This window comes from Nisaea denitrificans DSM 18348 (genome assembly GCF_000426505.1).
GTDB classification, from domain to species: Bacteria; Pseudomonadota; Alphaproteobacteria; order Thalassobaculales; family Thalassobaculaceae; genus Nisaea; species Nisaea denitrificans.
Genome location: NZ_AUFM01000011.1, coordinates 959,401 through 984,055, shown reverse-complemented (window position 1 = coordinate 984,055; position 24,655 = coordinate 959,401). Strand labels below are relative to the sequence as shown.

Annotated in this window: 20 protein-coding genes and 1 tRNA gene; 16 read left to right on the top strand and 5 right to left on the bottom strand. The window is 59.4% G+C overall.

The window, feature by feature from the left end:
- Positions 1–42 precede the first annotated feature (42 nt).
- Positions 43–1,263 (top strand): hypothetical protein, encoded by a 1,221-nt coding sequence (locus K328_RS0105510; protein WP_028465123.1) that lies wholly within the window; start codon positions 43–45, stop codon positions 1,261–1,263.
- Between the two features lie 45 nt (positions 1,264–1,308).
- Here the strand turns inward: K328_RS0105510 and uvrA are convergent, their stop codons facing one another.
- Positions 1,309–4,173, bottom strand: coding sequence for an excinuclease ABC subunit UvrA (gene uvrA, locus K328_RS0105505; RefSeq protein ID WP_036553172.1), 2,865 nt, complete (start codon positions 4,171–4,173; stop codon positions 1,309–1,311).
- A gap of 188 nt (positions 4,174–4,361) precedes the next feature.
- On the opposite strand from uvrA, the gene ssb reads away from it, so the two are divergent.
- The 7 genes from ssb (at position 4,362) to K328_RS0105470 (ending at position 10,461) form a co-directional block, all read left to right on the top strand.
- Positions 4,362–4,886: a single-stranded DNA-binding protein gene (ssb, locus tag K328_RS0105500; RefSeq protein WP_028465121.1), complete on the top strand. Its 525-nt coding sequence runs from the start codon at positions 4,362–4,364 to the stop codon at positions 4,884–4,886.
- Positions 4,887–4,924: 38 nt separating this feature from the next.
- Complete coding sequence (locus K328_RS0105495) at positions 4,925–5,752, top strand: class I SAM-dependent methyltransferase (protein WP_028465120.1); 828 nt, start codon at positions 4,925–4,927, stop codon at positions 5,750–5,752.
- A 159-nt stretch (positions 5,753–5,911) separates the two neighbouring features.
- Positions 5,912–8,662 carry a DNA gyrase subunit A gene (gene gyrA, locus K328_RS0105490; RefSeq protein ID WP_028465119.1) on the top strand — a complete coding sequence of 917 codons (2,751 nt, stop codon included), beginning with the start codon at positions 5,912–5,914 and terminating at the stop codon, positions 8,660–8,662.
- A gap of 16 nt (positions 8,663–8,678) precedes the next feature.
- A complete protein-coding gene (gene coaD / locus K328_RS0105485; protein WP_028465118.1) occupies positions 8,679–9,185 on the top strand; it encodes a pantetheine-phosphate adenylyltransferase in 507 nt (168 codons plus the stop codon).
- Positions 9,186–9,258: 73 nt separating this feature from the next.
- Positions 9,259–9,334: transfer RNA gene (locus K328_RS0105480), tRNA-Lys, on the top strand.
- A 448-nt stretch (positions 9,335–9,782) separates the two neighbouring features.
- Entirely contained in the window at positions 9,783–10,124 is a 342-nt protein-coding gene (locus K328_RS0105475) for a hypothetical protein (protein ID WP_028465117.1), read from the top strand.
- A 97-nt stretch (positions 10,125–10,221) separates the two neighbouring features.
- The gene (locus K328_RS0105470; RefSeq protein ID WP_028465116.1) at positions 10,222–10,461 is read left to right on the top strand and encodes a hypothetical protein; all 240 of its coding nucleotides are present in this window, start codon (positions 10,222–10,224) and stop codon (positions 10,459–10,461) included.
- On the opposite strand, the gene K328_RS0105465 is transcribed toward K328_RS0105470, so the two are convergent.
- Positions 10,458–11,651, bottom strand: a complete 1,194-nt coding sequence (locus tag K328_RS0105465; RefSeq protein WP_084608108.1) for an aminotransferase class V-fold PLP-dependent enzyme — start codon at positions 11,649–11,651, stop codon at positions 10,458–10,460. The genes K328_RS0105470 and K328_RS0105465 overlap by 4 nt on opposite strands.
- Positions 11,652–11,710: 59 nt before the next feature.
- Between K328_RS0105465 and K328_RS0105460 the strand changes: the two genes are divergently transcribed.
- The 3 genes from K328_RS0105460 to K328_RS0105450 all read left to right on the top strand — a co-directional run bounded on the left by K328_RS0105460 (position 11,711) and on the right by K328_RS0105450 (position 13,786).
- Complete coding sequence (locus K328_RS0105460) at positions 11,711–12,586, top strand: alpha/beta fold hydrolase (protein WP_028465114.1); 876 nt, start codon at positions 11,711–11,713, stop codon at positions 12,584–12,586.
- A 69-nt stretch (positions 12,587–12,655) separates the two neighbouring features.
- Positions 12,656–13,354 carry a DUF502 domain-containing protein gene (locus tag K328_RS22665; RefSeq protein ID WP_051284535.1) on the top strand — a complete coding sequence of 233 codons (699 nt, stop codon included), beginning with the start codon at positions 12,656–12,658 and terminating at the stop codon, positions 13,352–13,354.
- A 36-nt stretch (positions 13,355–13,390) separates the two neighbouring features.
- Complete coding sequence (locus tag K328_RS0105450; RefSeq protein ID WP_028465113.1) at positions 13,391–13,786, top strand: RidA family protein; 396 nt, start codon at positions 13,391–13,393, stop codon at positions 13,784–13,786.
- Here the strand turns inward: K328_RS0105450 and recG are convergent.
- Complete coding sequence (gene recG, locus K328_RS0105445) at positions 13,783–15,864, bottom strand: ATP-dependent DNA helicase RecG (protein WP_028465112.1); 2,082 nt, start codon at positions 15,862–15,864, stop codon at positions 13,783–13,785. The genes K328_RS0105450 and recG overlap by 4 nt on opposite strands.
- A 122-nt stretch (positions 15,865–15,986) precedes the next feature.
- Between recG and K328_RS0105440 the strand changes: the two genes are divergently transcribed.
- From K328_RS0105440 to K328_RS0105430, 3 genes are all read left to right on the top strand, one after another.
- Positions 15,987–16,247 carry an FAD assembly factor SdhE gene (locus tag K328_RS0105440; protein WP_036553171.1) on the top strand — a complete coding sequence of 87 codons (261 nt, stop codon included), beginning with the start codon at positions 15,987–15,989 and terminating at the stop codon, positions 16,245–16,247.
- A 4-nt stretch (positions 16,248–16,251) separates the two neighbouring features.
- Entirely contained in the window at positions 16,252–19,746 is a 3,495-nt protein-coding gene (mfd, locus tag K328_RS0105435) for a transcription-repair coupling factor (RefSeq protein ID WP_028465110.1), read from the top strand.
- A gap of 83 nt (positions 19,747–19,829) precedes the next feature.
- Positions 19,830–21,011, top strand: a complete 1,182-nt coding sequence (locus K328_RS0105430) for an oxidoreductase (RefSeq protein ID WP_028465109.1) — start codon at positions 19,830–19,832, stop codon at positions 21,009–21,011.
- Positions 21,012–21,022: 11 nt separating this feature from the next.
- Here the strand turns inward: K328_RS0105430 and K328_RS0105425 are convergent, their stop codons facing one another.
- Positions 21,023–21,337, bottom strand: coding sequence for a DUF1272 domain-containing protein (locus K328_RS0105425; RefSeq protein ID WP_156901177.1), 315 nt, complete (start codon positions 21,335–21,337; stop codon positions 21,023–21,025).
- A gap of 113 nt (positions 21,338–21,450) precedes the next feature.
- On the opposite strand from K328_RS0105425, the gene K328_RS0105420 reads away from it, so the two are divergent.
- A complete protein-coding gene (locus K328_RS0105420) occupies positions 21,451–22,227 on the top strand; it encodes a DUF4197 domain-containing protein (RefSeq protein ID WP_036553169.1) in 777 nt (258 codons plus the stop codon).
- On the opposite strand, the gene K328_RS22660 is transcribed toward K328_RS0105420, so the two are convergent.
- Positions 22,224–22,877 carry a DsbA family oxidoreductase gene (locus K328_RS22660; RefSeq protein WP_036553168.1) on the bottom strand — a complete coding sequence of 218 codons (654 nt, stop codon included), beginning with the start codon at positions 22,875–22,877 and terminating at the stop codon, positions 22,224–22,226. The two genes, K328_RS0105420 and K328_RS22660, sit on opposite strands and share 4 nt — an antisense overlap.
- A gap of 134 nt (positions 22,878–23,011) precedes the next feature.
- On the opposite strand from K328_RS22660, the gene K328_RS0105410 reads away from it, so the two are divergent.
- Positions 23,012–24,634: an acyl-CoA synthetase gene (locus K328_RS0105410; RefSeq protein WP_028465106.1), complete on the top strand. Its 1,623-nt coding sequence runs from the start codon at positions 23,012–23,014 to the stop codon at positions 24,632–24,634.
- The last annotated feature ends 21 nt before the right edge of the window (positions 24,635–24,655 follow it).

Genomic DNA, 24,655 nt, shown 5'->3' with positions numbered 1-24,655 from the left:
TGCAAAGCCTTAGCGACTTGCGGAAAACCGGCCAAAGATCAGATGAGCAACACAGGCTATTTCGAAAGTTTCGATCGCCAGAAATTGGACCCGGCCGACAAGGACGGTTTCAAATCCTCCATGATCGATTTTTGCCGCACGAACGCGATGGCGGCAGACGCTCTGATGGCGGGGAATGTCGAGATGCTCGGCCTCGAGAGCCTGAAGGAAAAATTCGGCCCTAACTGGGGCAAGGTTCGCGGCAAGGTCCATCTGCTGACAGAGACCATCATCAAGCAGGTCATAACGCCGAATGATGTCTATGTGCTCGCCAACGCGGAGCAGTTCATCGTGTTGTTCGGCCAATGCGACAAGGAAACTGCAAACAAGAAGGCACAGCAAATCGCCAAGGAGGTGAACAGGCGCCTGCATGGTAGCAGTGCGGATAGCGGGTTCCACGGCGTCACAGTCAAATCCATGGTGTTCGAGATCCCTCGCGACGAGCCGGAAAAGCTGGCGGACGTCAAAGCACTGACCGAGACAGTGGAAGAAGCGCGGCAAGAAAAGCAGGCGGAAGAGACCGAGGCATTCGAGCAGGCCCGGGAAACGATCAAACTGGTCTATTGGCCGGTCACCAATATCCGCAAGCGCCTGGTTTCAATGTATCGCGCTGAGCTGTCGATCCCTGACGGCACGATGCCGGAGGCAGGAAGTGAAACAGGTGCGCTTGAATGCGCCATGGACGTAGCCGCGCTTCAACTGGCTCAGGCCATGATGAAGGACATGCCCAGAGCAAAACCATTGCTGTTGTTGCCCCTGCACATGAGTTCCCTGACCAGCAAACAATTCCGGGAAGCAGTCCTTTCCGAACTCAAGCTGCTCCCTGAGTGGGCTGAGCGGCGGCTCATGCTTTTGATCAAAGGGCTGGACGATGACGTCCCTCAGACGGTGCTGCACAATACTTTCGCCTACATCTCACCATTTTGCGCCGGGTTTGTTGGAGCCTTCTCCCGGACATTCGCCCGTGCGGAGCAATTGCAGGGGGCAGGCCTGATCGGGACCGGTTGCAGCACTGCAGATACCGAAGGGATCACACCGTCCCTGGTTGAGGAGCTGAGCAATTTCGTCGTGAAGAATAATGGCGGCCCGAAAAGGACGTTCGTATTTGAAGCCCCTGACCTCGATACGGCAACCACGGCACGCAAAGTTCATTGCGATTATGTGGACGGCCCCGGAGTGGCTCCGGCGCTTAGTGTCTTCGGGCCGGTCTTCAAGATCGCCTGAGCCACGCGCGTGCGGACTGAATGAACTCTCTCATAGAGGGTGGAATCAGGCCGTCTTCTTCGCGCCGGAAGCAGCCAGATAGGGCGCCAGATACTTGCCTGTGTAACTGCCCGCCGTTTCGGCGACAGCCTCGGGCGTGCCCTCGGCGATGATCCTGCCGCCGCCGGAGCCGCCCTCAGGGCCGAGATCGATGATCCAGTCGGCGGTCTTGATGACCTCGAGATTATGCTCGATCACAATGACCGTGTTGCCCTGGTCCACGAGCGCATGGAGTACTTCCATCAGCTTGCGGATATCTTCGAAATGCAGCCCGGTCGTCGGCTCGTCCAGAATGTAGAGCGTTTTGCCAGTCGCCCGCCGGGATAGCTCCTTTGAGAGCTTCACCCGCTGCGCTTCACCGCCCGAGAGCGTGGTTGCCGCCTGACCGATCTGGACATATCCAAGCCCGACCTGCTGTAGCGTCACCAGCTTGTCGCGGATCGACGGCACGGCCATGAAGAACTCCACGCCTTCCTCGACAGTGAGCGCGAGCACGTCGGCGATGGATTTCTGCTTGTAGGTGATTTCCAGGGTTTCACGGTTATACCGCTTGCCCTTGCAGATATCGCACTGAACGTAGACGTCTGGAAGGAAGTGCATCTCGATCTTGATGACGCCGTCGCCCTGGCAGGCCTCGCACCGTCCGCCCTTTACATTGAAGGAGAACCGGCCGGCCTTGTAGCCCCGGGTCTTGGCTTCCGGGAGACCGGCGAACCAGTCACGGATTGGCGTGAAAGCGCCGGTATAGGTCGCCGGATTCGAGCGTGGCGTGCGGCCGATCGGCGACTGGTCGATATCCACCACCTTGTCGATGAACTCGAGCCCGGTAATTGAATCATAGGGTCCCGGGTGTTCGCGCGCGCCATGCAGCTTCTTGGCGATCGCTTTCCACAGCGTCTCGATGATCAGCGAGGACTTGCCGCCGCCGGAAACCCCGGTGACGCATGTCATGGTGCCGAGCGGAATGGAGACCGTGACATCGTCCAGATTGTTCGCCGTGGCGCCGGTCAGCCGAATATGACGCGCTTTTGTCGCCTTGCGCCGCTTCGCCGGGATCGGCACCTGACGAAGACCGGTGAGGTATTGCCCCGTCAGACTCTGCGGCGCTCGCATGACCTCTTCCGGCGTGCCCGCCGCGACCACGGTGCCGCCATGCACTCCGGCGCCGGGACCCATATCGACCACATAATCGGCGGCCCGGATCGCATCCTCGTCATGTTCGACCACGAGTACTGTGTTACCAAGATCACGCAGTCGCACGAGAGTGGTCAGCAAGCGGTCATTGTCCCGCTGATGCAGCCCGATGGACGGCTCATCGAGTACATAGAGCACCCCGGTCAGGCCGGAGCCAATCTGGGAAGCGAGGCGGATACGCTGGCTCTCCCCGCCAGACAGTGTGCCGGAAGCGCGCGACATGGTGAGATAGTCGAGACCGACATTGTTAAGGAAGCCAAGGCGTTCGTTGATTTCCTTCAGGATGCGCTCGGCGATCTCAGCCTGCTTGCCTGTCAGGCTGTCGCTCAGCCCCGTGAACCATTTCACCGCCTCGGAGATAGACAGTTCCGTCAACTCGCTGATATTGCGGCCTTCGATCTTCACCGCCAGCGCTTCCGGCTTCAGGCGCTGGCCGAGGCAGACCTCACACGGTGCAACGGACTGGTATTTGGAAAGCTCGTCGCGGCTCCAGGCGGAATCGGTTTCCCGGAAGCGCCGTTCCATGTTCGGCACCAGTCCCTCGAACGGCTTGTTGGTCTGGTAGCTGCGCAATCCGTCGTCAAAGGTCATCACCACGCGTTCAATACCCGTACCGTAGAGCAGGGCGCGCTGCGCCTCTTCCGGCAGATCCTCGAACGCGGTGTCTAGAGAGACATCGAGATGCTTCGCCAGGCTCGCCAGTGACTGAGCGTAATATTTAGAGGTCGACCCTGCCCACGGTGCCAGGGCGCCCTTGCGCAGACTTTTGCTGCCGTCCGGAACAATCAGGTCCGGATCGAAATACATACTGTTGCCGAGGCCATCGCATGTCGGGCAGGCCCCGAATGGATTGTTGAAGGAAAACAGCCGAGGCTCGATCTCGTCGATGGTGAAGCCGGAAACCGGGCAGGCGAACTTGGCGGAAAAGGTCTTGCGCTCACCGCTGGACGCATCCTCGGCAATCAGCAGACCATCCGACAGATCAAGCGCGGTCTCGACGGAATCGGCAAGCCGGGTGCCAATACCCTCACGGACGACAAGCCGGTCCACCACCACTTCGATATTGTGTTTCAGCTTCTTGTTCAGGGCAGGAACGTCGTCGATCTCATAGAGTTCGCCATTGACCTTGAGACGCTGAAAGCCCTGCTTGCGCAGCTCCGCCATCTCCTTGCGATACTCGCCCTTGCGGCCGCGCACGATCGGCGCCAGGAGATATAGCCGGGTGCCTTCCTCCATCTCGAGAATCAGGTCGACCATCTGGCTGACCGTCTGGCTCTCGATCGGCAGGCCGGTCGCGGGCGAGTAGGGGATACCGATCCGGGCGTAGAGCAGCCGCAGATAATCGTAGATCTCCGTTACTGTGCCGACCGTGGAGCGCGGGTTACGCGACGTGGTCTTCTGCTCGATGGAGATCGCCGGTGAAAGACCCTCGATCAAATCCACGTCCGGCTTCTGCATCAGTTCCAGGAACTGCCGCGCATAGGCCGACAGGCTCTCGACGTAGCGGCGTTGTCCTTCGGCATAGATCGTATCGAAGGCCAGCGACGACTTGCCCGAGCCACTGAGCCCGGTCAGAACCGTCAGGCTGTTCCTTGGGATGGAGACATCGACGCTCTTCAGGTTGTGCTCGCGGGCACCCTGGACACGGATATCTTTCGGTTCGGAAGAGGCTGACATTGGCAGAATCCGGACTAAGAACGAAACAGAAACATTTATAAGGCGCAAGGCTGGACTTGACCACCCGCATTTTGCAGGTGCAGCAAATCCGGAGAGAAGCCGGCGGTAATCGATCCCGACTGGATTAGCAGTCCCGGATATGGGACAGTCCGGCAAACAAATTCGCAGAGCAGAGTGGAAATAGAACCATGGCAGGCAGCGTCAATAAGGTCATCCTTGTCGGCAATCTCGGACGCGATCCGGACATCCGGAGCATGCAGGACGGAAACAAGGTCGTGAACCTCTCCGTCGCCACCTCGGAATCCTGGCGTGACCGCAACAGCGGTGAGCGTAAGGAGAAGACCGAATGGCACCGTGTCGTGATCTTCAACGAGAATCTTGCAAAGGTCGCTGAACAGTATCTCCGCAAGGGCTCGAAGATCTATGTCGAGGGCCAGTTGCAGACACGCAAGTGGACAGACCAGTCCGGTGTCGAGAAATACAGCACCGAAATCGTGCTGCAGCGTTTCCGTGGCGAGCTGCAGATGCTCGACGGCCGCAATGAAGGCGGCGGTCAGGGCGGCGGTGGCCAGGGTGGCGGCTATGGCGGTGACGACGGCTACAATCAGGGCGGCGGTTACGGCGGCGGCTCGGGTGGTGGCGGTCAGGGCGGCGGCAGCGGTCCCGCTCCGGTCGGCGGCCCGGGCGATCTCGACGACGAGATTCCGTTCTAAGCGGCTTTGGTGCGCGCCGACCGACAGGATCCGACGGCATGGATAAGTTTCAGGCAGCAAATCAGCAAAAATGGAACGAGTTGGCGGAAGTGCATTACACTTCCGCCGGCAGTGACTATGGCGTCGAAGACTTCCTGAGCGGTACGGAAGGCGCTCGCGACCTGCACAAGACGGAACTGGAGGAACTCGGTTCCGTCAAAGGCCTCGATATCCTGCATTTGCAGTGTCATTTCGGCCTGGACTCGCTGTTGCTGGCCCGCAAGGGCGCGAAAAGCGTTACCGGTCTGGATTTCTCGCCCGTCGCAATCAAGCAGGCGCGGGAGTTGGCGGAGCGGGCGGGCATTGATGCTGCCTTTATCGAAGGCAACGTCTATGACGCACCGGAGTTGGTCCAGGGCACATATGATCTGGTCTACGTTTCCTGGGGCACGATTTGCTGGCTGCCGGACATTGAGGCATGGGCGCGGGTTGTTGCACACTTCGTGAAACCCGGCGGCCGTTTCTATTTTCTGGACCAGCATCCCGTAACGCTTAGCTTCGACGATTACGCGCCGGTCCCGCACGCGCCGATTTACGATTACTTCCACAAGCCCGACCCCATCTCATTCGACGGAACGGATTCCTATGCGGATGAAGATGCGGTTCTCCGGACCAAGCGCAGTTACGAATGGACCCACCCGGTCGGCGAAGTTGTCACAGCCCTGATCGATGCCGGCCTGCAGATCGAGTACCTGCATGAGTTCGATACGGTGGCCTGGAAAGCGCTGGCTTTCATGGAGCCATGCGAGGGTGGTTTGTACCGTTTACCTGAAGGGATGCCACGTCTTCCGCTAAGTTATTCAATATCGGCGCGCAAGTATCTGTAAATAATGGACAATCTGGCTCGAAAAATTCACCGTAAAGATTGTTCCTTCGTTACCGTTCTGTTATAAATTCAGGGACTTCTGAAGGTCCTGGCGGAGGGCCGACGAATATAGGCTGCCACCGCCGTTGACAGGGACGCAACCAACCGGAAATCGCTTGAATTGACCTCATCCGAATCCTCTTCATTCGACATTTCGCCTGTCTCAATCGAAGACGAAATGAAGCGCTCCTATCTCGATTACGCAATGAGCGTGATCGTGTCCCGGGCGCTCCCCGATGTACGTGACGGCCTGAAGCCGGTTCACCGCCGGATTCTCTATGCCATGAAGGAGGGCGGATACGACTGGTCCAAGCCCTACCGTAAATCGGCGAACATCGTCGGTGCCGTCATGGGGCAGTATCACCCGCACGGCGACAGCGCGATCTACGACGCGATGGTCCGAATGGCGCAGGAATTCTCCATGCGCCTGCCTCTGGTCGACGGCCAGGGTAACTTTGGCTCGATGGACGGCGATCCGGCTGCGGCTATGCGATATACAGAAGCACGCCTCGCGAAATCCGCCGAAGGCCTGCTCCGGGACATCGACAAGGATACGGTCGACTACGTTGCCAACTACGACGAGACGACGACCGAACCCAGTGTCCTGCCTGCCGAATATCCGAACCTACTGGTGAACGGCGCCGGCGGTATCGCCGTCGGCATGGCCACGAACATCCCGCCGCATAACCTGGGTGAGGTGATCGACGCCTGCTGCGCCTATGTGGACAATCCGGGTATCACCATCGAAGAGCTGATCGAAATCGTGCCAGGGCCGGATTTTCCGACCGGCGCTATGATTCTCGGCAAGAACGGCATCCGTGACGCTTACCACACCGGGCGTGGCTCGGTGATGATGCGGTCCAAGGCGGATATTCAGGAAATCCGCAAGGATCGCCACGCGATCGTCGTCAGCGAGATTCCCTATCAGGTGAACAAATCCCGCCTGATGGAGCGCATCGCAGAACTTGTGCGTGAGAAAACCATCGAAGGCATTGCCGAGTTGCGGGACGAGAGTGACCGTGACGGCGTGCGCGTCGTTGTCGAACTCAAGCGCGATGCAGTACCGGATGTGGTGCTGAGCCAGCTTTACCGCTTCACCCCGCTGCAGACCAGCTTCGGCGTCAACATGCTGGCGCTGAATGGCGGCAAGCCGGAACAGATGAACCTGCGCGACGTGATCGTCGCCTTCATCGCTTTCCGCGAGGTTGTCATCACCCGGCGGACCCGCTTCCTGCTGCGCAAGGCGCGGGACCGTGCGCACGTTTTGGCCGGCCTGCTGGTTGCAGTGAACAATATCGACGAGGTGATTCGGGTCATCCGGGGTTCCCGCGATGCGGCCGACGCCCGTGAAAAACTGATGGGCCGGGATTGGCCCGCGGAAGATGTCGAGGAATTCATCGGCATCATCGACGATCCGGGGCACAGGGTTGTGGACGGAAAATACCGTCTCTCCGACGCCCAGGTCCGGGCCATTCTGGAATTGCGCCTGCAGCGCCTGACCGGGATGGAACGCGACAAACTGATCGAGGAGACCAAGGAGCTCGCGTCCAAGATCGCTGAGTATCTGGAAATCCTGCAGTCGCGTCCACGGATGATGGAAGTGCTGCGTGCCGAACTGGTCGCGGCCAAGGAAGCCTACGCCACGCCGCGCCGGACGGAACTTGTCGATGCCGAGTTCGAGCACGACATGGAAGACCTGATCCAACGCGAGGACATGGTCGTTACGGTCAGCCATAACGGCTACATCAAGCGCGTACCGCTTTCGACCTACCGGGCCCAGAAGCGTGGCGGCAAGGGCCGCTCCGGCATGGCCACGCGGGACGAGGATTTCGTCAGCCGCCTGTTCGTTGCCAACACCCACACGCCAATTCTGTTCTTCACGTCGCGCGGCATGGTCTATCAGATGAAGACCTACCGCTTGCCGATCGGCACGCCGCAGTCCCGCGGCAAGGCGCTGGTCAACCTGCTGCCGCTTGAGCAGGGCGAGTGGATCCAGACCATTATGCCGATGCCGGCGGAAGAGGAAGAATGGGCGGACATGCACATCATGTTCGCGACCTCAGCCGGTACTGTGCGCCGGAATTCTCTGTCCGATTTCACCAATATCAAGCGCAACGGCAAAATTGCCATGCGCCTGGATGAGAACGACCGCTTGATTAATGTGCAGCCCTGCATGGAGGCAGACGATGTCTTCCTCACCACGCGGGACGGCAAGGCGATTCGCTTCCGGGCAACCGATGTCCGGTTGTTCCGCGGCCGCGATTCGCTCGGTGTGCGCGGTATCCGGCTGGGAGCTGGTGACGAGGTCGTCTCGATGTCGATCCTGCACCATGTCGATTATCAGGACATTCCGGACTCCGACGAGCTTGAGCGCGATGTTTATCTGAAGCTTGCCGGCCAGTTGCGGCGGGCGACGGGCGAGGGCGACGAGGAGACCGATTCGCCAGCGACCGGTTCCCTGACGCCGGAGCGATTCGCACAACTTGGTGCGGAAGAGGAATTCATTCTTACGCTCACTGAAAGCGGTCTCGGCAAGCGGACCTCGGCCCATGAATACCGGATCACCAACCGAGGCGGGCAGGGCATCGCCAATATGGAGCTCACCAAGCGCAGCGGTGGTGTCGTCGCCGCGTTCCCGGTGGCCGATAACGATCAAATCATGCTTGTGACCGACGGCGGACAGGTGATTCGCTGTGCGGTTGGCGAAATCAGCATCACTGGGCGGAGAACCCAGGGTGTCTGGATCTTCCGCGTCGATGAAGGCGAGAAAGTCGTATCCGTGGGCCTGGCCGGCGATGAAAACGGAGACGACGTGGAAGGCGAAGAAGAAAACACAGACGAAGGCGGAAACGGAGATACCGCCGAGAGCTAACGGGGGACTTGGGAACATGAGGGTTGGGGTCTATCCGGGAACGTTCGACCCGATTACGAACGGGCACCTGGACATCATTCGGCGCGGCAGCAAATTGGTCGACAAACTGATCGTCGCCGTCGCCCGCAATGCGGGTAAAGGCCCGCTGTTCAGCCTCGACGAACGGGTTGAGATGGTACAGGACGAAATCAACAAACTGAACACGGCCCATAAAGGGGACGGAGTTCACGGAGAGATTGTCGTCGTATCTTTCGGCAACCTGCTGATGCATTTCGTCGAGGAGAATGGCGCCGCGACAATCATTCGCGGACTGCGTGCCGTCTCGGATTTCGAGTACGAATTCCAGATGGTCGGCATGAATGCGCGTCTTAATGCGGACGTCGAAACGGTGTTCCTGATGGCATCCGACCGCAACCAGTTCATATCCTCGCGTCTGGTCAAGGAGATCGCAAATATGGGCGGTGCCATTGACCAGTTTGTTCCTGAGCGCGTGGTCGCGCGGGTTCAGGACAAGTTCCAATAACCGGAACAAAAATAATTACCGGAAGAGGTTGACCGGAGCCCGCTGTTTGCATAGGTTCCGGCTTCCTTTCGGGGGGCGCGTAGCTCAGCTGGTAGAGCATCTGACTTTTAATCAGACGGTCACAGGTTCGAATCCTGTCGCGCTCACCATTCCTCCGAACTTATAAAATGCCCCGCCGCGTCGTTTCTGTACGTTGCGTTTCAGGCACCGCATCGATCTCATTCGATAGAATGAGTAATCCGATGTGTTTTTCAAATGCCTTTAGATCGCTCTAGTGCGCCGGGAGACCTCTGGAGAAGGTCAAATCTGGATTACCCCGCCAGACCAGGCGAAGTGCAGGCGCTTGATTCGCATAAAACAAGAATGGTTAGATTATTAAATAAAATGCGTTCTATTTCCGTTAACCAAACCGCAAGCCATTAGACTTGAATTTCCGGCCTTTCCGCCAGGGAATCACCGTTAATTGTACTTGCAAAGCCACAAATTTGATCAAAATCTAACTTGCTTAGCTTTGTCGCAGCATCAGATAGCGTATATTAGTACTATCACTATACCGGAAAGCGCCGTCGCGGCGTTCTGAACGAGAAGGACGAGAGTTTGGGGTTTTTTGACTTCCTCAGCGTCAAGGCCAAGAACAAGAAGCCGGTCAGGCCGACCAAGGCGCAAGGCATCAAAAGCGTCAAGGCCAAGGGCAAGCTTGAGGCCTGTGGAATCGTGAAGATCGACAGTTTCACGTTCGTCGTGAAGGACTACAATTTGAAGGGGTTCATCATTGAACCTTACGACAAGGATATCCTGGTCAAAAGCCAGCGCTTCCGCTTCGATATCGATGTCTCTAAAGGCAATCACAAGATGAAAGGTTCTGCGGAAGCGGTCGTCACCAAGATTGCAGGCAATGCCCTGGCAGCCGCATTTACGATCAAGCCATACGATCACTAAAGAACCGACAACCTCTTTCTGGTATGTTTCTTACGGTTCGGTTTGGGCCAACACCGGCAAATCAGTCGGGGCGTCCTTGCCAACAGGGAGATCCATCATGGATGAACGTAAGAAGCTGCTTCTGATGATGCGGGAGATCCGCAAGAAGATCGATCCCCGGGTCCTGGAACAGGCCAGACAAGCCGCTCTATTACAGATGGGGCAACAGCCACAGCCCGAACCGCCGCGAGATAATGAAGCATCCCGGCTCTTCAAGCTGGCTCGCGAGGATAACGGCGCCCGTAAGAGCGAAATCCTCGCCTATCTCGAGAAGAAGTTCCGCAGCAAGCTGAACTAGGTTTTGCCCTCTGATTTTCGCTTTATCGCTTGGGCCAATTTCTCATACTCCGTGACATCATTGTAGATCTGCGCTGAGATTCGGCACCAGAGATTGCCGGCCATGTAGCGGATCGGGACCTGAATTCTGTCGTGATCGACCAGATCCGCCCGCAAAGCGTCCGCATCCTGTTGACTGTCTCCAAGACCATCCGGGAGGCGTATCGTCGCCATCGATCCTGTCAGCGCCTGTCCTGAGCCGCGCTCAGTGTTCCATGCGGCAGCCAGCAGGTTAGCCGCCCGATTGGCGAGTTCCGTATTGTGCCGCCGGATATTATCCGTCCCGTAAGCATCCATGAACGAGAGTGCGGCAGGCAGGGAGAGTTGCGCCGAGGCATCTCGGGTCCCAACCCAGTCGAACTCGTCTATGTAGCCGTCTGAATAGCCGTGAGAGATCACCAGGGGGTGCGTGCTCGCCCTGTGCTCCGGCGCGGTCCACAGAAAGGCACATCCTTTCGCGGCGAACATCCATTTATGGCAATTCCCCGTGTACCAGTCGCAGTCGAGCGAGGAGATGTCGAGCGCGAGCATGCCGGGCGCATGCGCACCGTCGATCAGGACGAGCGCACCGGCTTCCCGCGCGGCCTTTGCCATCTCTGCCACGGGCAGGACAAGCGCTGTCGGCGAGGTCACATGATCGAGAATGACAAGGGCAGGGGCTGGATTAAGCGCGGCTTTGAACCGCTGCAGAATGTCGTCCGTGTCCGAAGCGGGGAAAGGCAGGGAGAGTGCCCGCACCTTGGCGCCGCAGCGGGACGCGACATAATCGGCCGTATTGCGCACTGCGGGATAGGTCTGGTCCGTCACCAGAATGTTGGAGCCTGGAGCGAGGTCGAGCCCTCGAAGCACGGCATTCACCGCGCCGGTCGCATTCTCGACCATCGCGATACCGTCAGCATCGGCTCCGATACGCGGGGCGAGGGCAGCAGCAGCCGCACGCAGACCAGGCCGGAACTCCCTATCCATGAACCGGCTCGGCTCACGTTCCAGACGATCCTGCCAGACCCGTTGGTCGGCGAGCACGGAAACCGGCGTGGCGCCGTACGAGCCATGGTTCAAATGCGCGTAATCGCGTTCCAGCGCAAAGGCTGCCCGAACAGGGGAACCGAAAGCCGGAATGTCATTATTGCCGCGCGCCGCCGGGACCTGCATGGTCATCTCCATAAATTGAAGACTGAGAGTGCCACGGGCGGAAACGGAAGCGGAACAGAATGTTTGAGGGATTTGAGCGGAAGCGCATCGCGACTTCCGGAACAGAGATCAATCTGGTGGTCGGCGGCCGTGGGCCGGGCCTGCTGCTACTGCATGGATACCCCCAGACGCATGTGATTTGGCACAAGGTTGCGCCAATTCTGGCTGAGAAGTTCACCGTCGTGGCATCGGACCTGCGTGGTTACGGAGACAGCGGAAAACCGGCGACTGACCCTACGCATACTCCATATTCCAAACGGGAAATGGCGCTGGATCAGGCAGAAGTCATGTCCACGCTCGGAATCGAGGAGTTTTCTGTTGTCGGGCATGATCGCGGTGCACGCGTCGGCCATCGGCTGGCCCGGGATCACCGGGATCGTGTGACCCGGCTCTGCACACTCGATATCTGTCCGACACTGGATATGTACGAGACGACCGACATGGCCTTTGCCGCGGCCTACTATCACTGGTTCTTCCTGATCCAGCCTGCCGACTATCCGGAGCGGATGATAGGACAGGACCCGGCTTTCTACCTGGAAAAGAAGTTGAAGTTTCTGGCCGATGGAACTGCGATAACGCCGGAAGCCATGGCTGAATACAAACGCTGCTTCGCCATGAAAGAGACTATCCATGCCACCTGCGAGGATTACCGCGCCGCTGCTACCATCGATCTGGAGCATGATCGCGCCGATAGGGAGCAATTACTCGACATTCCGATCCACGCCCTCTGGGGCGAAAAAGGGATCATCGGCCGGTTCTACGAGCCATTGGCCGTCTGGCAGCGCTATACGACCGAAGCTGTGACCGGGAGCGCGGTTCCATCAGGGCACTATATCCCCGAAGAAGTGCCCGGCCGACTCGTGGAAGAACTCAAAGATTTTCTTGGCAGTGAGTGACCGTTTGCGTCGCAGCATTCTGTCCCTATATGTTCTGGTTGGGGCATTGAGCATCAGGCGGCATTCCAAATGACCAAAGAGAAGAATTCGGGCGTCGTCCGGCCAACATTTTTCGGCCGTATGCGTGCCTATATGTTTGCCGGAATCCTGGTGACGGCGCCTATTGGAATCACGCTTTATCTGACCTGGGTTATCGTCGATTTCATCGATAATCAGGTGATGCCGCTGATCCCGCAGAAATATAATCCGGAGAACTTCCTGCCGTTCTCCGTTCCCGGCATCGGCCTTATCGTCATGCTGGTTTCCCTGACCCTGATCGGCTGGCTGACGGCCGGTATTCTGGGGCGCTGGATGATCCGGTTTAGCGAGCATTTACTGGCCCGCATGCCAGTGGTTCGCAATGTCTACAGCGCCATTAAACAGATCATGGAAACCGTTATGGCGCAGCAGTCGAGCGCTTTCCGGGAAGTGGTTCTGATCGAATATCCACGGCGCGGCATATGGGCCGTCGGCTTTATCACCGGCGGCACGGTTGGCGAAGTGCAGAACGTGACCGACGATACGATGGTCAATGTCTTCCTGCCGACGACGCCGAACCCGACATCCGGTTTCCTGCTGTTTCTGCCGAACCGGGATGTATATCGCCTGACGATGACCGTCGAAGAGGGAATCAAGATGGTGATTTCCGCCGGGATCGTCACACCGCCTGACCGCCGGCCATCGTCCGAGCGGGAAAAGCCCGTTATTCATGTCGAGAAGGCAGAGTAACAAGCGCCTCTGACCACCTGAAAATATGGATAAAAAATGCAACGTAGACTTGTTTCTTCGGGGTCTTATCTCGAGCCGATTATCGGTTTCAGCCGCGCCGTCCGGGTTGGTGATTTCATCTCTGTCGCCGGAACGGCGCCGATTGGTGCCGACGGAAAGACTGATGGAGTTGGGGATGTTTACCGGCAGACCGTGCGCTGCCTCGAAATCGTCCGTAAAGCCATTGAGGATGCCGGTGGTTCGATCGAGGACGTCATCCGGACACGCATTCTGGTGACGGACGCAAAAACCTGGAAAGAGGCGGCCCGGGCGCACGGGGAGGTCTTCTCGGACATTCGCCCGGCGACTACCGTTATGGAAGTCCCCTGTTTCGTCGACCCGGACTGGCTTGTTGAGATCGAAGCAGAAGCGATCTGCACCCCCAAGAACTAACCGCCACGTAGGTAGCGGATCGCCGCATCCCGTTCGAACAGATAGAGCAGCACGCGCAGGGCCTCTCCACGCTCGCCCTTGAGATCGGGATCGTTGGTCAGCACCAGCCGGGCATCATCGCGCGCAACGGTCAGCAGATCGTTGTGCACGGCAAGATCCGCGAGACGGAAAGTCGGCAGACCACTCTGCTTGGTTCCGAGTATTTCCCCGGCTCCACGCAGTTTCAGATCTTCCTCCGCAATACGGAATCCGTCTTCTGTCTCGCGCATCACGGCGAGCCGGGCCCTTCCGGTTTCTGAAATAGGTGAGCCGAACAGCAGCAGGCAGGTAGACGCCGCGCTGCCCCGTCCGACCCGGCCGCGCAATTGGTGCAGCTGGGCCAGTCCGAACCGCTCGGCGTGTTCGATCACGATAACCGTTGCATCAGGAACGTCGACACCGACCTCGATCACCGTTGTCGCGACCAGAATGTCCAGCGGACCGTTCTTGAAACTGTCCATCACGGCGTCCTTGTCAGCCGCTTTCATCTTGCCGTGGACGAGACCGACGCGCCCGGGATAGAGCCGATCCAGGTGCTGGAATCGCTCTTCGGCGGCCGCAACGTCGATTTTCTCGGATTCCTCGACCAGCGGGCAGACCCAATAGGCCTTTGCTCCGGAGGCAGCCTTGCGTCCAACGGCCTCGGCAACCTCGGAAAGCCGTCCGATCGGGATCGTCCGGGTGTCGATTGGCTGGCGTCCCGGCGGTTTCTCCGTAAGCCGCGAGACGTCGAGATCTCCATAAGCCGTCATGGTCAGCGTCCGCGGGATCGGCGTCGCCGTCATCACCAGCGTATCAACGGCATGCCCCTTTTCACCGAGGCTCATCCGCTGATGGACCCCGAACCGGTGCTGCTCGTCGATCACCGCGAGGGCCAGATCCTTGAATGCCACGCTTTCCTGGAAAAGCGCGTGGGTACCGACGGCAAGATGGACCGCGCCCTCGGCAATCTCGGCGAGGAGTTGCTCCCGGGCCTTGCCTTTGTCCCGTCCGGTCAGAACGGCTATCCGCAGGCCCGCCGCCTCCGCGAGCGGCTTCATTGAGGCATAATGCTGCCGCGCGAGGATTTCCGTCGGGGCCATCAGGGCAGCCTGCCTGCCACATTCCACCGCATTCAGCATAGCCAGCAGCGCGACGACCGTCTTGCCGCTACCGACATCGCCCTGAATCATACGCAGCATACGCTCAGGGGATGCCATATCCCTGTAGATATCCGTCAGCGCCGTCGCCTGCGCGCCTGTGAGTTTGAAGGGAAGGGCGGCCTCGGCCTGGCGGCGCAGCGTTCCATCCCCCTCGACGGCGCGTCCTTTCTGGCGCTTCTGATGGGCCCTGACCAAAGCCAGCGCGAGCTGGTTCGCCAGCAACTCATCATATGCGAGACGGCGCCTTGGCTGAGCCTGCGGATCGATATCCTCCAGCGAGCCGGGCGCGTGCGCTGCCAGCAAGGCTTCGCGCCAAGCGGGGAACTGCTGGACCGCGAGGAACGGCTTGTTTCCCCATTCCGGCAATTCCGGCACGCCTGCAAGTCCTGCCGTTATGGCCTTTCTCAATGTCTTCTGGGTTAGGCCCCCGGTCAGTGGATAGGTCGGCTCCACTTGCATGATCGAGTCGGCATCCTCTTCCGCAACCATGTGATCCGGATGGGTCATCTGCAGGCGGCCGTTAAAATGCTCGACCTTGCCGCTGACCACGCGACGGCTGCCGATGGGCAGCATCTGCGCCACATAGTCAGCTTTCGCATTGAAGAAGACGATATCGAGCTGGCCGCTCTCATCCTCCGCGAGCACTCGATAGGGCTGTTTGCGGCTGCGTCCCGGCCGGTGCTCGACCACGGTGACGTGCAGGGTGGCAATCACATCGTCCGGCGCCTCGGCAATGCGCGGATTGAAGCGGCGGTCTATGATTCCACTCGGCAGGTGCCAAAGCAGATCCACGACCGCTTTTCCGGCCAGCGTCTCCAGCAATTTAGCGATACGCGGACCGACGCCGGGAAGGCGGGTCGTATCGGCAAAAAGGGAATAGAGAATTTCCGGTCGCAATTTTCTCGCCGATGCTATTAAGGGCGCGGCTCGTCGCCGCTGGCCGTTTTCCCGGGGGCTGACATGCCAGGACTTCGATTTATATCCTAGCGCAACGCGTTGACAAACAAGGAGTGCGCCGTATGACCGGTCTCGATGATAGGCGTAAGAAGCTGATCTATCGCAGCGCCTATACCGGCACCAAGGAAACCGACCTGCTGCTCGGCGCCTTTGCCCGGACCCATATTGCGGATCTTGATGAAGAAGGGCTCGATACGTATGAAACCCTTCTCGAAATTCCCGATCCGCGGCTCTACAAGTGGATTACCGGCCAGGAAGAAGCGCCGGAGGAGTATGAAACGCCCATCCTCGACATGATCCGCAACTTCAAACTCGTTGAATAGTCTTTTGATTTACAACAAATCTGCCCTTTCGAAGGCGGGATCTGCCGCTTTTTCATCCGTACCAGAAGGCCACGACGCGCGTGTCCTGCTCGAGATTGCCGCGGCCCATGGTGGTGTTCTGCATGTGGCGCGGGACGACTCGCGCCTGGCCGTTCTCCGCCAGTCGCTTGGCTTTTTCGCGCCGGAACAGACGGTACTGAGCCTGCCCGCCTGGGATTGTCTGCCTTATGACCGCGTCTCCCCGCATGGCGACCTGATAAGCCAACGGGTTGAGACACTTGCCCGGCTTGCCTCAACGGGCCTTTCCGGCGGTGCCGTAATGCTGACAACGGTGAACGCGCTGTTGCAGCGTCTTCCGCCGCGCAGCTTTTTCACCGATGTGGGGCTCGCCCTGAAGCCCGGTGACAGTAAACCGGTCGAGGATATCTCCCGGTTTTTCGAGGCAAACGGCTACACCCGTGCGGCGACGGTCCGGGAGGCCGGGGAGTATGCCGTGCGTGGCGGAATCCTCGATGTCTTCCCGCCCGGCGCGGAAGAACCGCTTCGGCTTGATTTCTTCGGCGATGAGCTGGAAACGATCCGCGCTTTCGACCCGGTCAGCCAGCGCACGACTGGCAAGCTGGATGCCTTCGAGATTTTCCCGGTCGGAGAGTTCCGGCTCGATGAAGAGGGAATCAAGCGCTTCCGTTCAGGCTATCGCACCCATTTCGGCGGGGAGATTTCCAAGGACCCGCTTTATGAGGCGATCAGCGAAGGCCGCCGACATGTTGGCATGGAGCACTGGCTACCGCTGTTTCATGAGGATCTGGAGACCCTGATCGACTACACGGGCGCGGCGCCGGTGACATTCGATCATCAGGCGGACGCGGCCATGAGTGCGCGTTTCGATCTCATCCAGGAATATTATGAGGCCCGCAAGAGCCTCTATGACCGGGGTACACCGGACGGCGGGAGCGTCTACCGGCCATTGCCGCCTGACAGCCTCTATCTCAATGAACGCGACTGGCTGAGTCTCGAAGAAAACCTGCCGAGCGCCCGTTTCACGCCGTTCGACCTGCCGGAAAGCGGTGCCGACGGGGCTACGGTTCTGGATTGCGGCGGACATGGCGGTGTCGGTTTCGCAGAGGCGAGGGCCCGGCCGGATACGGATCTCTATGCCGCCGTGCGCGACCGCATTCTGGGTGAGCCGGAAAGCCGCCGGGTGCTGGTTGCCGGATACACCTCCGGCTCGCGGGACAGGCTGGTTTCCCTGCTGCATGAGCATGGGTTGGAACGGCTGGAGCCGGTCAGCACCTGGAAAGAGGCGCAGAAGCTGCCGAAAGGCACTGCCGGAGCCGTTGTGCTTCCCCTGGAGCAGGGGTTTGCCAGCGACGATCTGCTGTGCATTGCCGAGCAGGATATTCTCGGTGAGCGGCTGGCCCGCCCGTCGATCCGGCGCGGGCGCCGGGGCGAGGAGTTTCTGCAGGAAGTCTCAGCCCTGCATGAAGGCGATTACGTGGTCCACGTTGAGCACGGGATCGGCCAGTATGACGGGCTGGAAACCCTGGAGATCGGCGGTGCGCCACATGATTGCCTGCGGTTGCTCTATCTCGGCGGAGACAAGTTGTTCGTGCCGGTCGAGAGCATCGAGGTGTTGTCCCGCTACGGCTCACAGGAATCCGGTGCACAACTGGATAAACTGGGCGGCGCCGCTTGGCAGGCACGCAAGGCAAGGGTCAAGAAACGCCTGCGCGACATGGCAGAGCAGCTGATTAGGCTCGCCGCGGAGCGTGAGGTTCGTGAGGCCGAGCCGATTGCAACGCCGACCGGCGTCTATGACGAATTCTGCGCCAAGTTCCCCTATACCGAGACAGACGATCAGCTCCGCGCCATCGAAGAGACGCTGGACGATCTGAACAAAGGCCGGCCGATGGATCGGCTGGTCTGCGGCGATGTCGGATTCGGCAAGACCGAGGTGGCGTTGCGTGCCGCCCTTGTTGTTGCCATGCAGGGCTATCAGGTTGCCGTGGTGGTGCCGACGACGCTGCTGGCGCGTCAGCATTTCGCCCAGTTCAAGGAACGCTTCAAGGGCCTGCCGGTCAAAGTGCGCCAACTCTCCCGCATGGTGCCGGCCAAGGAACAGACGGCGGTCAAGGAAGAGCTGGCAAGCGGTGATTGCAGCATCGTCGTCGGCACCCACGCCGTGCTGGCGAAAAGCATCAGCTTCTCCAATCTCGGCATGGTCATCGTGGACGAGGAGCAGCATTTCGGCGTTGCCCAGAAAGAACGCCTGAAGGAATTGCGTTCGGCGATCCACGTCCTGACCCTGACCGCAACGCCAATCCCGCGGACGCTGCAGATGGCGCTGAGCGGGGTCCGGCAGATGAGTCTGATCACAACGCCGCCGGTTGACCGGCTGGCGGTGCGCACCTTTGTCATGCCCTATGACGGGCTGGTCATCCGTGAAGCCATCATGCGGGAGCATTATCGCGGCGGTCAGACCTTCTATGTTTGCCCGCGCCTCGACGATCTGCCGCGCATGCATGACCGGCTGACCCAGTTGGTGCCGGAAGTCCGTATCGCCACGGCACATGGCCGGATGAGCCCGACTGAGCTTGAAGATGTCATGACCAAGTTCTGCGACGGCGCCTACGACATCCTGCTCAGCACCAACATCGTTGAGTCCGGTCTCGATATTCCGAACGCGAATACCATCATCATTCATCGTTCGGACATGTTTGGTCTGGCCCAGCTCTATCAGCTGCGTGGCCGTGTTGGACGTTCCAAGACCCGGGCCTATGCCTATCTGACCACGCACCCGACCAAGATCCTGACGGCGGACGCCAAGCGTCGGCTCGAAGTGATGCAGACCCTCGACAGTCTCGGCGCCGGGTTCAGTCTTGCCAGCCACGACATGGATATCCGTGGCGCCGGTAACCTGCTGGGCGAGGAACAGTCGGGCCAGGTGAAGGAAGTCGGTATCGAGCTTTACCAGCACTTGCTGCAGGAAGCTGTGCAGGCGGCGCGGGAAGGAGGCTTCGAAAGCATGGAGCCGGAGGAGCAGTGGACGCCGCAGATCTCCCTCGGCACCCCCGTCCTCATCCCCGAAAACTATGTGCAGGACCTGACCGTTCGGCTCAGCCTCTACCGGCGCATAGCCAATCTGGTGAACGAGGCGGAGATCGACAGCTTCGCCGCCGAATTAGCGGACCGATTTGGAACCCTGCCGCCGGAGGTCGAGAACCTGCTGAAGATCATTGCCATCAAGCAGCTCTGCAAGCTGGCCGGGGTCGAGCGGGTGGATGCGGGGCCGAAAGGCGCTGTTATTACTTTCCGGAACAACGACTTCTCCAATCCGCGCGGGCTGGTCGGCTTCATCGCGAAGCAGGCCGGTAGCGTCCAGCTCCGGCCGGACCATAAGTTGGTCTATCGCCGGGCTTGGGAGCAGAAGGATGTGCGGGTACGCGGCTTGACCGGGCTGATGCAGGAACTGGTCTCGATTGCCTCGCAAGGGGCGTGAGGGTAAGCGCTTCCAAGAGATCGCTAACGTCTGACTGGATGGTGCGTTAACCTTTATCGTCATAGAAACGGAGGGGCGCCCGGATGCTTGATAAACCGCTGCATCTTCCCTGCGGCGCTGTTCTGAAGAATCGCATCGCCAAGGCCGCCATGTCTGACGATCTCGGCGACGGTCAAGGCTCTCCGACAGATTCCCAGCAGAGGCTGTATGCACTTTGGGCCGATGGCGGCGCAGGGATGTCTTTGGTCGGCGAAGTCCAGATAGGACCGTGGGCGCCGGAGAATTATGGGAACCTTGTTCTTGAACCCCTGGGTGAAGCAGAACGGTTTCGAGGCCTGTCCGACGCGGCGACCGCAAACGGGGCTCATTTCTGGGCACAACTCGGTCACGCCGGCGCCCTGGCGGTGTCGGTTTCCGGTCCGGCGAAAGCGCCGTCGGCGATCGACGTGTCCGGCATTCATGCTGTTGAAATGACGTCTGACGAGGTCGAGGCGCTTCCTGCCGCCTATGCACAAGCGGCGCTGAACGCCCGGTCGGTCGGTTTTACCGGGGTCGAAATTCATGCGGCACACGGGTTTTTGCTCAACCAGTTCCTGTCCCCGCTTTTCAATCGCAGAACCGATCGCTGGGGTGGCACTCCCGAGAAGCGCGCGGTGTTATTGCTTGAGATCATTGCCGCGGTGCGCACTGCTGTCGGTCCTGACTTCCCTATGGCCGTCAAGATCAATGCAACTGATCAGCTCGCCGGCGGTATCGAGGAGGCGGAGGCGCTCGGCCTTGTCACGATGTTGGACGAGACCGATATTGACCTGATCGATATCAGCGGCGGTGCCTATTTTCCGGGAGCGGCTGCTGCGAGTGACGGAACCAAGGCCGGGCCGTATTTTCTCGACTTCGCCCGCTTGGCACGGGAACGCACCGGCAAGCCGCTGATGACGGCGGGCGGCTTCAAGAAACGGATGGATGCGGAAGAGGCGGTGTCGTCCGGTGCCGTTGACATGGTCGGGCTGGCCCGAGCCCTTGCAATCGATCCGGCGCTACCTGGGAAATGGTTGAGTAAGTCTGGGGAAGAGCCTGTATTTCCAAGATTTTCCGTGACGCCGCCTGGTGGCGTCACGGCATGGTATACTGAACGGCTGCACCAATGGGGGAGCCTCGGTGCGGTAGACAGTAAGGCTTCTCTCGAAGAGGCTCAGGCGCAGGTTGAGCGCCGCAAGGAGGCCAATGCCGTACTATGGCGGAAACGTTTCCGAACGGGGCTCTAGGCCGGTCTCACTCAGCGATCTTCCGGGGATATATCCCTGATCCGGGCAACGTGGGCGTCGATTTCAGCGCGGGTGTATGTGGAGTGAATCCGCTTCTCGGATGCAGGATGATTCTCAAGGCCAAGCATCCTGTCCGGCCTCCACGCCTTCAATGGCCGGATCGGGCGCGGCACGAAACCGCCGCCACAGGTCGGGCATACATTGAAAAGCGCGGTTTCAACACATTCGACGCAGTAGGTACATTCATAGGAGCAGATCCGCGCATCCCCGGATTGCGGCGGCAGATCTCGGTCGCAAAGTTCGCAATTTGGTCGGAGTTGGAGCATCATCGAATCCACTTAATGGTTTTGTAGTACCCGACGATTACAATCGCCTGAGCCAGACGATATCATGAGCTTGAGCCGACACGACACCGGCTCGTTAACCGCAAAGAGACGATATGCCAGCGATTAAGCGCCTGTATTCCCGCCGCAGCCTCCTTGGTGCCTCCGTTCTCGTAACAGCCTCGATCGCCGCGAGCACGGTGAAGGCCCAAACGGATTTATTCGGGACTGCAAAGGGGCTTTTGAACTCCTTGGGCGGCAGTAGCCAGGCCGGATCAGGGTCGATAGGCCTGGATAACGAGACCATCTTTGCCGGGCTGAAGGAGGCGCTCAGCGTCGGTACAGAGAAGATCGTCTCCCAGTTAAGCGCAGCGAACGGTTATTTTGGCGACAGCGCCATCCATATTCCGCTTCCGGAAAGTTTGCAGACGGCGGGCAAATTCCTGGACAAGGCCGGCTTCGGCTCCCTTGCTGAAGATCTGGAATTGAAAATGAACCGGGCGGCTGAGGCCGCCGCGCCGGAAGCGGGAGCGATTTTCAGCGACGCCATTTCATCGATGAGCCTTGAGGATGTGAAAGCCATCTATGAGGGGCCGGACGATTCCGCCACACGCTGGTTCCAGCAACGGACCAGCGAGACACTGACCGCGCGCTTTACCCCCGTTGTCGAACGTTCGATGTCGGAAGTCGGTGTGGTGCGGAGCTACGACGCCTTCGTCGGGCAGTATGCGAAGATACCTTTCGTCCCGGATGCCAAGGCTGAATTGTCGACGCACGTGGTCGGCAAGGCGCTGGAAGGGCTCTTCCATTACCTCGCAATAGAGGAAAAGGCGATCAGAACAGATCCCGTGGCCCGCTCGACGGATTTGCTGAAGAAGGTCTTCGGCAGTTAGGCCTGATTGGCCACCACGGTATTGTCCGAGCTGTCCATATCAAATAACGGGAAGAAGGCTTCCGGTTCCTGTGCGCCGGAAACCGCATATTGCCGGTTGAAGATGAAGCAGGGCACACCGTTGATACCGTTTTCGTAGGCGAACCGGGTTTCGGCCATCACTTCACTGGTGCCGCCGGTGCTTTCGAGCCATTCGCGGGTATCGTCCGGCTTCATGCCAGACTGTTCGGCCAGTTCAACAAGATTGTCGATCTCGCCGATATCGACGCCTTTGGTGAAGTAGGCGACGAACATCCGCTCCATCAACGCGTCCGACGTGCCCATGACGGTCGCAAGATTGATCGTGCGATGTGCCAGGACCGTATTCGGTGTGCGCTGGATCAGGTCAAAGCGGAAATCGATTCCCTCTCCGTCGCCCATGCGCTTGATGTTGTCATAGATCTGCGTTGCCCGATCCGGGCCGCCGAATTTGTTCTCGAGATAGGCCTGCCGGTCCATGCCTTCCGCCGGCATTTCCGGATTCAACTGGAACGCCCGCCACTGAATTGTCAGGTTCGGCAGAGGACGAGCCTTCAATGCCCGTTCAAGACGTCGTTTGCCGATGAAACACCATGGGCAAATTACGTCGGAGAAAATATCGATCTGGGTCATAGTCCGGCTCCAAGGCCCGTTCTGTCTCGGTCTCGTGGTGTCGGCGAGCAACACCATTTCCCCGTGCTTGACGGTTTATCGAAACGAAGAAACCATGTCTCTTAACGGGGACAGGGAAACATTTGCGGGCGGTCATGTCGATCTTTGAAACGGGACTTGAGAGAAATCGGGCAAACTATGCGGCTCTGACGCCATCCGATTTTCTGGAGCGCGCGGGTGCAACATTTCCCGAAAAAGTGGCCATTATTCACGGCGATCTGCGCCGAACGTACGGTGATTTCCTGAACCGGAGCAGACGCTTGGCCGATGCATTGCGCAAGCGCGGCATTGGCCACGGCGATGCCGTTTCCGTTCTGGCGCCCAACACACCGGCCATGCTCGAATCGCACTATGGTATTCCCATGGCCGGAGCAGTCCTGAATGCCATCAATACCCGTCTCGATGCTGCGACCATCTCTTTTATCCTCGGTCACGCCGAGTCAAAGCTGGTGCTGGTGGACAAGGAGTTCGCGCCGGTGATGGAAGAGGCACTGGCGCAGATCGATAATCCGCCGCCGGTGATCTGGATCGACGATGCCTTGGCTGAAGGCGGCAAGCCGCTGGGCGAGAAGGAATACGAAGAGCTACTCACCGAAGGGGAGCCTGCGCCGGACTGGCCGCGGCCCTCGGATGAGTGGCAATCCATGTCGCTCAATTACACGTCCGGCACCACCGGGAACCCGAAAGGCGTCGTCTATCACCATCGCGGCGCCTATCTGAACGCGATGGGCAACGCCATCGCTTTCGGGCTGACCTCCGGCTGTAATTATCTCTGGACGCTGCCGATGTTCCACTGCAACGGCTGGACATATACCTGGGGGGTGACGGCGGTCGGCGGCACGCATGTCTGCCTGCGCAAGGTCGACCCGGCATTGATCTTCGAGCAGATAGCGGAGCATGCCGTCAGTCATATGTGCGCTGCGCCAATTGTGCTGACCATGCTGATTCACGCTCCGGCGGAGCAGAAGAAAGCGTTTTCCCAGCGCGTGAACATCGCCACCGGCGGTGCGGCGCCGCCGAGTGCGGTCATTTCATCGATGGAGACGATGGGCTTTTCGGTCACCCATCTCTACGGCCTGACCGAGACCTACGGCCCCTCGACGATCTGTGCCTGGCCTCCCGAATGGGACGAGCTGGATCTGGACGCAAAGGCCCAGCGCATGTCCCGGCAGGGCGTCTGGTACCCGACGCTGGAAGGCATGCGGGTAAGCAACCCCGATACCGGCGAGGCTGTGCCGGCGGATGGAGAGACCATCGGTGAGCTCTGCCTGCGCGGCAATACGGTGATGAAGGGGTACCTCAAGAACCCGAAAGCAACGGCGGAAGCGTTGGGCGATGGCTGGTTCCGGACCGGCGATCTCGCGGTTCTGCACCCGGATGGCTATGCCGAGGTCAAGGACCGGTCAAAGGACATCATCATTTCAGGGGGCGAGAACATCTCGTCTCTTGAGGTTGAAGAAGTCCTCTACAAGCATCCGAAAATCATGGAAGCCGCCGTAGTCGCCAAGCCCGACGAGAAATGGGGCGAAACGCCTTGTGCCTTCGTCACTCTCGCCCCCGGTGCCGGAGAGGTCGGCGTGGAAGAGGTTACGGCCTGGTGCCGTGAGCAAATGGCCTCTTTCAAGGCACCGCGCACCATCATCTTTGGCGACCTGCCCAAAACATCCACCGGCAAGATTCAGAAATTCGTGTTGCGGGATCAGGCGAAAGATCTTTGATCGCAGTCCATTACAGGACGC